The organism is Sediminibacterium soli, assembly GCF_009939225.1.
GTDB lineage: Bacteria > Bacteroidota > Bacteroidia > Chitinophagales > Chitinophagaceae > Sediminibacterium > Sediminibacterium soli.
This window is the reverse complement of the sequence record NZ_JAACJR010000008.1, coordinates 967,129-976,877: the sequence shown is the minus strand read 5'-3', so window position 1 is coordinate 976,877 and position 9,749 is coordinate 967,129. Positions and strand designations below refer to the sequence as shown.

The window sequence follows — 9,749 nt, the reverse complement described above, 5'->3', positions numbered from 1 at the left end:
TTTGTGAAGAAAAAACCCACCTGTTTTGGGGCCGGATTGGTGGCCCTTGATGTAATCCTGAACGGAAGCCCACTAACGCTTCCGAAGCTTTCGGCTGGCGGTTCCTGCGGAAATGTGATGAGTATACTTGGTTTCCTAGGGTGGGATAGCTATCCCGTAGCCAGGCTCGCCGCAAACCAGGCGAGTACGGAACTAATCCATGATCTGGATCGTTGGCACGTACATAAAGATCACCTTTCGGTATCCGATAAAGGCAGTACCCCCATAATCATTCACAGGATATTAAAGGACAAAAACGGCAACCCTGTTCATCGCTTTGAATTTCGCGATCCCGAAACTAAATCCTGGCTTCCGCAGTTCAAGCCCATCACAAAAGACGTGGCCAGCGAAGTGATGGAAAAGCACCTGATTCCGGAAGTGTTCTATTTTGACAGGATGAACCCAGGTACTTTTGAGTTGGCTACTTATTTAAAGGCCCGCGGTACAATTATTTTCTTTGAACCCTCTTCAGCGAAGGACGTGCAGCTTTTCGAAAAATTTAAAGCTGTTGCGGATATTATTAAATATTCCCATGATCGTATTCCAGATTATAGGGAGCGATATCCATCTATCGAATGTTTGCTGGAAATTGAAACCCAGGGTAAAAATGGCTTGAATTTCCGCAGTGCTAACTCGTCTAACCCCGATAAATGGAAACTGCTAAAGGCTTTTGTACTAGCAGAAGTAAAAGATGCTGCCGGCGCAGGAGACTGGTGTTCATCTGGGATCATCCAACAGCTTTGCCTTAAAGGACATAGTGAGTTTTTACGTACAGGTGTTACCCGAATTGAAAGCGGTCTTCGCTATGGACAGGCACTGGGCGCATTAAATTGTTTATACGACGGAGCCCGGGGTTTGATGTATCACTACACTGCAAGGGATCTTCAAAAAGTGGTTGATCAATTGATTACAGAAAAAAGCACACATAACCTGTCTTTAAAAACAAAGCCACTAATAGACATTTCTTCCGGGGTTCTTTTTTCCAGCCTATATAAATAGCCGTGATTCGAATATTTGCGTATCAAATCGTATCAAATTAGTATACTTTTTAGTTCTTGGCCGGTGCTCTAGAAAGAAAGACCCATCATTCACCCTTCGTATTTGTGATACAATCTGCTTTGATCATTTCATCAATCAAATGCTTTTTAGTTCGCACAATTGTCTGAAGTTCAATGAGAAAATCATCTTCCAGTTCTAATAAACGCTCATACTCGCTACCCTGATCACCGAAGTCTTGACGAAGGTGATCATCGGAACGGTGGTTCAGCTGTCTGGCTTCAACATAGCTTTCCGTATATTTACGTATCAGATCGTATCATTTATTTTAAAAATAATCGTATATTTACGTATCAGATCGTATTATTTTAACCGAAATGAATATACACACATTAGTTTTTAAGCCAGCTAACTGGATGCAATTGACTCAGGAATTGAGCCAGTTGGATAGGTTCGACGCGAAGTGGCAGGCTATAGAAAGGAGAGAACAACAGACGTTAAAGGAATTGAAATCCATTGCCACGGTTCGCAGTGTAGGTGCGTCAACACGTATTGAAGGATCGGTTTTAACAGACAAAGAGGTGGAGACTCTCATTGGCAATCTTGATATCGCTAAACTCACTGAACGAGACCAGCAGGAAGTCGCCGGATACTATGAAACACTGAATCTAATTACAGAATCTTACAGGGATATTCCTATTGCAGAAAGTAGTATCAAACATCTTCACAACACTCTATTGCAATTCAGCAGTAAGGATGGTTATCACAAGGGTAATTATAAAACATCACCGAACCGGGTTGAAAAAACAATGCCGGATGAAACCAAGATCCCTGTGTTTGAAACAAGTGCACCGGGATGGGCAACCCGGGATGCGGTAGCAGCAGCTTTGCAGTGGTACAACGGCGATCATATAACGCATGCTCTTATTAAAACTGCGATCTTGGTCTATGAATTCTTAAGCATACACCCTTTTCAGGATGGTAACGGCCGATTAAGCCGGCTGCTGACTACGCTATTACTGATGAAGAGCGGGTATGTTTGGATAGAATATGTCAGCTTCGAGCATGAGATCGAAAACAGGAAAAAAGAGTATTACCAGCGGCTTATGGAGGCGCAGCGGAACCGCCCAGGTGAGAACGTAACAGAGTGGGTGTATTTTTTTCTCGACTGTCTTCGTAATATTCAAGTCCAGTTGATGCAAAAGCTGGATGAGAAGAAAAATCGTGAATCTGTCGGTGTGCGTGAACAACATATCTATAATGTAGTAGAAAATAACCCCGGCATCAGGAGTGGAGAAATAGCAGAAAAGCTGCAGATACCCTTGCCAACGGTTAAACGGGTATTGAGTGAAATGGTAAATTCCCGCAACCTGGTGGTACACGGAGCAGGGAGAGGAACCACCTACAGTATCGCCGCAACTGACAGGATAAAGCGAGATATGGCAATTGTGTTTTCCAACAAGGAACGGGAAAAAGAATTTGTTTTACCTCAGCTTGGTTCGTTTGTGAGAATCAAAAAAATAGTCCTTACAACATTATTTGATTGGAAACATCCCGATGAATGGGGCCGGAAATTAATGAGAAACGGCCTTTATATTGTTCTACATGCAACGACCAGCGCCGGAATGGTGTATCGCCAAACCTATGTATTATCGTCGTTTAATAACCCGAGCTATTTTCAGCCAGTATTTATCGTAACCCCCAATATTGTATTACCCGACCAGATGCGCACGGCCGGTATACAGAAACTGGACTATCCTATTCGCTGCAAGATGGAATTGTCAGGAAGCGTGGATGTATTTGATTTCAATGTAATGCTGGTAACCGATGAAGGGTAGGTTTATTCTTTTTTCCCGACTTTTTTTGTGATACAATCTGCCTGGATCATTTCGTCAATCAGACGCTTCTTTGTCCGCATAATCGCCTGAAATTCTATTGGAAAGTCATCTTCCAGTTCTGCTAAACGCTCATACTCGATCACCGAAGCCCTGGCGAAGGTGATCATCAAAGCCCATCGAATTCCAGTGGGCTTTTTTTTGGACAGGTGCGCATCGGGTTCATATCCGCCTGAGGCGGACGGCAGTTCAAGTCTGCTCCCCGCTGCTGCCTGGCAGGCGGTTTCACCAGGCGCTGAAATGAAAACCAGCCGGAATATTGCTGAATATTGTCAATTTTGGCCACGTATAAAAACTTATAATAGGCCAAAATATGAATTAATTTTCCTAATTTTGGCCATGTATAAATTTTTATAACCGGCCAGAATAGTATGGAAAAATTTGTTGGCAGATCTGCGGAAAGGAAAATCATGGAAAGCGCCCTTGTATCCAATCGGGCGGAATTGATTGCGATCTATGGAAGGCGAAGGGTGGGAAAAACGTTTTTGGTGCGATCTGTTTATCAAAAACAACTCGTGTTTGAATATACCGGTTTGCACAACGGAATGATGCAGGAACAGCTGGAGAATTTCAGTCGCTCCTTGGCCAAAGCCATGAAAGTTCCGGTAGACCTGGCAACGCCGGCCAACTGGCCGGCTGCATTCGGCCTGCTTGAGAGAATCCTGGGGCCTATCGTGAAAAAACGCAGGGTCGTTCTGTTTTTTGACGAATTTCCCTGGATCAATTCTCCGCGTTCTAATTTCTTAAAATCGTTTGATCATTTCTGGAATACCTGGGCTTCAAAACACGCCAATATAACGGTTGTTATTTGCGGATCGGCGGCTTCCTGGATGATCCGCAATATTGTAAAAACAAAAGGGGGCCTGCATAACCGCGTTACAGTGCGAATGAACCTGGCACCTTTTACTTTACTGGAAACAGAGCAGTACCTGCGGAGCAGATCGGTTAAGCTGGACAGGTACCAGCTGCTTCAGCTGTATATGGTAATGGGGGGTATACCGCAGTACCTGTCTAATATAGTGCGCGGAGAAAGCGCCACCATGGCCATCGATCGCACCTGTTTTACCAAACATGGCTATCTCACAGATGAGTTCAGCAGTCTTTATTCGTCCTTATTCGATGAATCGGCAAATCATATTGCCATCGTACGCCAGCTGGCGAAAATAAGCCGGGGACAGACGCGGACGGAGATCATTGAAGGGGCCGGGCTTAGTTCGGGCGGCCGTATTACCGAGGCGATCATTGAACTTGAGGAATCCGGTTTTATTCAGCGTTTTATTCCTTTCGGAAAAACTGCAAACGATGTTGTATACAGGTTATCCGACGAATATTCGCTCTTTTATCTGAAATACCTGGATAGGAAAGCGGCCACCGGAAAAGGCAGCTGGCTGCGGTTGAGCAAAACACCTTCATGGGCCAGCTGGAGCGGGTATGCTTTTGAATCTGTCTGCCTAAAACATCTTGACCAGATCATGGCCGGTTTGGGTATTGCAGACACCCTGGTAAAACCCTCTGTCTGGCGGCATGCTTCAGACAAAGGAAAAACGGGTGCGCAGATCGATCTCCTGCTTGACCGGGACGATCATACGATCTCTGTCTGCGAGATAAAATTTTCAACGGAAGAATACACGATTACCAGTCGCTATGCGGACGACCTGGCACGCAGGCGTGAGGTATTCGCAGAAGTAAGCAAGACAAAGAAAGCCATTTTTCTCACCATGGTCACCACCTATGGTGTAAAGCGCAACCCGTACTACAATAAACTTATACAGAGCGAACTGACCATGCAAGACCTGTTTGCCTGACAGGGCCGGGTTGGTCTTATTCCAGAAAGCCGCCGCAGGGGTATAGGATTTATCGGAAACAGCGATTATCTTTATGACAATGCGATGAAATCAGGTTATTTTCATCGGTAGTCCAATATCTCTGCAAGGATCATCCATACATCATCACTCGCCAGCAACAACGATAATCAATTGCCCCGGAACCGGATGATCGGGTTTTATCAGATTTGGCAGTCAGGACTGACAGTCACCATGCGGAAGCGGATCCGTTTTTCGAGAGAGGTCATGTTGCGTTGGTACGCTGCCGGCAGTTTTTAGCCGAATACTTATAAATAGGTATTGGTCTGTGCGGAATGCGCAGATAATTTGCCGCTGTTTTCGTGTACGTATTTACAAACCGCCAATAAAACCATCACCACCATGAAACAAACCAACAGACTGCTGACCCTTTGTATGGGTCTTTGCCTGGTTGCCGCCTGTTTATTCAGCAACAGCGCTGCTGCAGCCGAAAGAGTTACCATCACCAGTTCACCGCAAACTGCGCGTATTTATGTTAACGGCGTACAGATGGGAACAGGAAAAGTGGAGATCAAAATTTCCAAGAACACCTGTACCACCATCGAAGTAAAACAGGAGGGGTATATCGGAGAAATCCGTACCTACTGCAACAAAAAAGGAATGACCGATCCGCCGTCCACCGACTATATACAGTTGCAGGAGGATGAGTCGTACACTTCTTCCATCGAATCGAACATCGCAAATACCGAAGTGCAGGTGAATGTGAACACGGCCAAAACCAAAGAAGAAGCCTGGAAGCAGATCATGAGCACCGTACTCGATAAATTCGATGTACTGGAAAACAGCGATGAGAAATCGGGTTACCTGCGTACGTCCTGGGTGGGTATGAACTTTAAAGCCAATACCGTTCGTATCCGTCTGATCATTAAACAGTCTTCTGAAAAACCGCTTGTTTACAAAGTGAAATTCGTTTCCGAAGCTTCGGGCCGGTCATCCACTTCGTACAATGCAGACGAGCAGTTCAGACCCTATAACAGGATACTGAAAAAGTACGATGGTTTCCTTGATGAACTGGTTACCCGCCTGAAAAACTAAGTAACTGTGGTTGCATGCGGCCACCTCTTTTGTAACGCTGGTATATACGGGTTGCAGGAGGGGTGGTTTTATGAGCATGCGTGCCGTAACCGGAGGCCCTTGATTGGGCTTTCGGCTTTTTTAGCTATTCCTGTTCAGCAGCATAGGTTTGTTCCCTGATACGAAGGGCCATCGGATAAAGCATATCAACCAGCTTTCTGGCTTTCGGTTCCGGGTAGCCATCAAAAATATCGTAGTCCTTGCGGCTCTCGTTATTGGGCGAAAGGTAATTGAGCACCATATGCCGGTACTCGTTGAAGAAAATCAGTATGCTGTATTCAGCAATATGAATATAATCGGTTACATACCCGTCAAAACCGGCCAGGTCAAAATCGATATACCGCGAAGTGGGCGTGTATTCCGACTCGATAAAATCGGCATCTGTACGGTCAAGCAATTTGATATGATCCTCTGCTATCTGCAGTATGCGCGTAGTGTGGCTGCTGATGCCAGCATAAGCATATTGCGATAACCCATTGGTGTCCGTCAGCAGGTAGAGTTGAAATAACATACTATCAAATCACATCGGAAAATACAAACTAAAGCTGGCACCTTCACCGGGTCTTCCGTCAACATCAATATATCCCCCGTGAATATGCACCACCTGTTTGCACAATGCCAGCCCTATGCCCGAGCCGGCGTAATCATCCTGGTTATGTAAACGGGTGAATACTTTAAAAACATTTTCCTTGTGCTGGTTGTCAAAACCGATGCCGTTGTCGGTAACGGTTATTTTATGAAATTTTGTTTGCGTTTCGTCTTGTGTATACAATTGGCCCGACTGGTAACCTATCTCTATCACCGGTGCGATTTCTTTTTTACGGAACTTGATGGAGTTGCGGACCAGGTTCAGAAAAAGCTGTGTCAGCAATAACCGGATGCCTTTGATCATGGGTAGCGGGTCTGCATCAATCGTTCCTTCGACCTCGGCAAGTTCGTTCTGCAGGTCGTCCCTGATATCGTTCAGCACCTCGTTCAGGTCAACATCGAGGTGAAGATCGCGGTTATGCCGTAACCTGGAATAAGAGGTGATATCGGTAATAAGTTTCTGCATACGGTTGGCAGACTCGTTCATCCGCTCAAGCGAGTTAACAACCAGTTCCGAGAGTTCTTCTTTTTCCCTGGAAAGTATACGCGAAGAGAATACCTGTATCTTCCGCAGCGGCTCTTTGAGATCATGTGTGCTGATCCAGTTGATGTTCTCCAGTTCCACATTGGCTTCGCGCAGCCGTTCGCTCAGCTGGCGGTATTTGAATTCTTCCTCACTCAGAAAAAGCAGGTGTACATGTTTCTGCAGCGTATTGGCATAGGTAGCGGCGGCGGTAAGCTCGGGTCTTGCCCAGGGATTGCTGCTGCACTTGATGATCTCGCGCCAGCGTTCAAAAGAATTACGCGGCGATAAACCCTTTTCATTTTTAACGATCGCTTTTTCGGGATCGCCTGCCCAATGCACTTCCTCGAGTGTTTCGGTCCGGAACCACATGATGCAGTCTTCCTCCGATCCCTCCATAAAATGACAGATCAGTCCTGATGCGGTATCGCATATGTTCTTTGCTGCAGCATAGTCGCTGATCAGCCGGTTGGTATGGTAAGCACCCTGTACGCTGAGTGGTTTTACCTGTCTGGCCATGTCCCGTATGCTGGCGCCGGTAGGTGTTTTACCCGCCGCATATACCTGTTTCCCAAAAACAATGGCAACGCCGGTTGCCTGGCACAGCTGTACTATTTCGGGCTGTTCTACGATGGCGGCAAAAGAATTCCTGTCGTGCGCATGGGCTGTATTCAATATTTTTTCGAGTGCGGCAGTCACTTTCCGGGCGAGCTCGTATTCTTCCGCCACTTCCCGCACTTTGATCTGCGAGGTGAGCAGGTGCCCCAGCAACTGTGCCGATACACGGGTATAGGCCGAAAGGTATTTTTCAGACTGGTAGTGATGGCAGGCAACCAGACCCCATAACTTTCCTTCGTGCAGCAGCGAAATGGTGAGGGTTGCCCTCACGCCCATATTCTGCAGGTATTCGATATGAATCGGCGATACGCTGCGCAGCGCTGTCATACTGAGGTCCAGGTTTTTGCCGGGTGTGTCGTTTATCGTATAAATGGGCACCGGTGTGTACGCCACGTCAACAATCACGCGCAGCAGGTTGCGGATATACAACTGTCTTGCCTGCGCGGGAATATCTGTATGGGGATAATGCAGACCCAGAAATGGTTCCAGGTTTTCTTCGCAGCTCTCGGCAAATACTTCGCCGTTGTATTGTTCGTCAAACCGGTAGATCATTACGCGATCGTATCCTGTCAGTTTCCGTACCTGCCCGGCAATATTATGACATAGTTTTTTCAATGTATCGGCTGTCTGCAGTGCATTGATGGATTGCAGGTTCAGGTTGTACAGTTCGCCCAGTTCCAGCGGATGGGATTCTGCGGGTTCGAACTCCGCGATAAAATCCTGCCCGTTCTTATGGGTAAAGCAACTGAAACCGATCCCCTCGAAACTCACCGCGAACGGCGTGGCGGGTGTCATTGCGGGCATGTCGAACTGTTGAACCATCAGGCTGCCGTTGCCGAAAATTGCCGCAAGCGATCTGCCGAGCAACTGTTCGTGGCTGATACCGGTATGTTCCAGAACATTGCTGCTGCAGTAGTCGATCATGCCTTTTTCATTGACGGCGATCAGGAAACCATGGGGCTGTATGCTGCCAGGAATATGAATCGGCTCATGTTCGCAATTTGTCAGATTAACAATATCCCGGTTAACAATATCCCTGATCTTCATCATCGGTTACCTTGAAAATAGCGGTCTATGGAAGCGAACATGGATTGAGCAGCCGCGATCGCCGCCTTCTCAACGCGGTGTTCCGTTACATATGCGGTGAATGCTTCTAAAAAAATCGTCCATTGCCGTCCGGTATCGTTTCCGTAGCCAAACAGGAAACGGGCCGAATGGTGCTCGTCAATACCCAGTTTATCGCCCAGGTGTTTCAGTATCACTTTTCCTCCCAGCGTGGCGCCTTCCATCACATACATAACGCCCATGGCTCCCGCCATGTTCAGCCCGTCCGTCTGTGGATGAAAGGGTTTTTCAACGGGCGATGCCTGCAGGGAGGCAAGGTCCTGTTTCAACCAGTGAAGTTTCCGCCGGTCGCCGGTATTGACAAATTCCTGTACCAGCGGAAAAACCGTTTGCTCGCAATACGCAATAACGGGGTAGAAAAAAGAGAGGTAATGCGCATACTGTGCATGCGTTACACCGGGTTGCATTAAAGCCGCGGAAAGGGGATTGCTTTCCAGTTGTTTGTGCATCGGCCCCGTTTTCTCTCTCAGATCGGCCAGAAACACCACACCAGCGGAGCTCATCGTAGTATGCATGGGACGGGAAATTAGTTAGCGATATACACAAAATCTTCTTCGCCGGGCGGGTGGTTCCTCCAGTCGATGGAAAGCACCTCACTCAGCATTTTTTTCATTCTCTCATAAGAATCCGGTTTGGTGATATAGAGGTTGGCGCCCAGTTTTTTTGACCGGGATACCGACTCATGGTTATCGGAAGTTGAAAATATAATGATGGGAACCCCGTTCATCTCCGCATTGGCCCTGATCTCAACCAGTACTTCATAACCGTTTTTGACCGGCATATTCAGATCGAGGAAGATCATTTGGGCATGGGGTGGCGGGTTTTTCAGGGCATTCAGTAATTCCTGTCCGTTGCGCTGTATATGCAAATCGTGTTTTTCGTTGATTTCGCTGATCACGCTCTGGAATATTTCGCGATCATCCCGGTCGTCATCCGCATAGAAAATCGTGTAGGAATTGGTCATGCCCAAATATACTAGCGTTTTTCCATAGGCTTTAAATCCTGTAAGGATACAAATCTTGTGCCTCA

General features: G+C 46.8%; 10 protein-coding genes. 4 read left to right on the top strand and 6 right to left on the bottom strand.

Features of this window, described 5'->3' with window-relative positions; all coding sequences use genetic code 11:
- Window positions 1–3: 3 nt before the first annotated feature.
- Together GWC94_RS11415 and GWC94_RS11410 are read left to right on the top strand one after the other, a co-directional pair.
- A complete protein-coding gene (locus GWC94_RS11415) occupies window positions 4–1,038 on the top strand; it encodes a carbohydrate kinase family protein (protein ID WP_161835149.1) in 1,035 nt (344 codons plus the stop codon).
- A gap of 374 nt (window positions 1,039–1,412) precedes the next feature.
- Complete coding sequence (locus tag GWC94_RS11410; protein ID WP_161835148.1) at window positions 1,413–2,873, top strand: Fic family protein; 1,461 nt, start codon at window positions 1,413–1,415, stop codon at window positions 2,871–2,873.
- A gap of 2 nt (window positions 2,874–2,875) precedes the next feature.
- Here GWC94_RS11410 and GWC94_RS11405 read toward each other — a convergent pair whose 3' ends face one another.
- Both GWC94_RS11405 and GWC94_RS16705 read right to left on the bottom strand, forming a co-directional pair.
- Window positions 2,876–3,043, bottom strand: a complete 168-nt coding sequence (locus GWC94_RS11405; protein WP_161835147.1) for a hypothetical protein — start codon at window positions 3,041–3,043, stop codon at window positions 2,876–2,878.
- Window positions 3,040–3,363: a hypothetical protein gene (locus GWC94_RS16705; protein ID WP_202628835.1), complete on the bottom strand. Its 324-nt coding sequence runs from the start codon at window positions 3,361–3,363 to the stop codon at window positions 3,040–3,042. Before GWC94_RS16705 ends, GWC94_RS11405 begins: the two co-directional genes overlap by 4 nt.
- Between GWC94_RS16705 and GWC94_RS11395 the strand changes: the two genes are divergently transcribed.
- Together GWC94_RS11395 and GWC94_RS11390 are read left to right on the top strand one after the other, a co-directional pair.
- Window positions 3,302–4,735 (top strand): AAA family ATPase, encoded by a 1,434-nt coding sequence (locus GWC94_RS11395; protein WP_161835145.1) that lies wholly within the window; start codon window positions 3,302–3,304, stop codon window positions 4,733–4,735. The genes GWC94_RS16705 and GWC94_RS11395 overlap by 62 nt on opposite strands.
- A gap of 399 nt (window positions 4,736–5,134) precedes the next feature.
- Complete coding sequence (locus GWC94_RS11390; RefSeq protein ID WP_161835144.1) at window positions 5,135–5,827, top strand: PEGA domain-containing protein; 693 nt, start codon at window positions 5,135–5,137, stop codon at window positions 5,825–5,827.
- Between the two features lie 124 nt (window positions 5,828–5,951).
- Here GWC94_RS11390 and GWC94_RS11385 read toward each other — a convergent pair whose 3' ends face one another.
- From GWC94_RS11385 to GWC94_RS11370, 4 genes are read right to left on the bottom strand one after another with little or no spacing between them, the layout of a single operon-like run.
- Window positions 5,952–6,377, bottom strand: coding sequence for a hypothetical protein (locus tag GWC94_RS11385; protein ID WP_161835143.1), 426 nt, complete (start codon window positions 6,375–6,377; stop codon window positions 5,952–5,954).
- Between the two features lie 9 nt (window positions 6,378–6,386).
- The gene (locus GWC94_RS11380; RefSeq protein WP_161835142.1) at window positions 6,387–8,645 is read right to left on the bottom strand and encodes an ATP-binding protein; all 2,259 of its coding nucleotides are present in this window, start codon (window positions 8,643–8,645) and stop codon (window positions 6,387–6,389) included.
- The gene (locus tag GWC94_RS11375; RefSeq protein WP_161835141.1) at window positions 8,642–9,235 is read right to left on the bottom strand and encodes a biliverdin-producing heme oxygenase; all 594 of its coding nucleotides are present in this window, start codon (window positions 9,233–9,235) and stop codon (window positions 8,642–8,644) included. Before GWC94_RS11375 ends, GWC94_RS11380 begins: the two co-directional genes overlap by 4 nt.
- Before the next feature lie 11 nt (window positions 9,236–9,246).
- A complete protein-coding gene (locus GWC94_RS11370; RefSeq protein WP_161835140.1) occupies window positions 9,247–9,684 on the bottom strand; it encodes a response regulator in 438 nt (145 codons plus the stop codon).
- Between the last annotated feature and the right edge of the window lie 65 nt (window positions 9,685–9,749).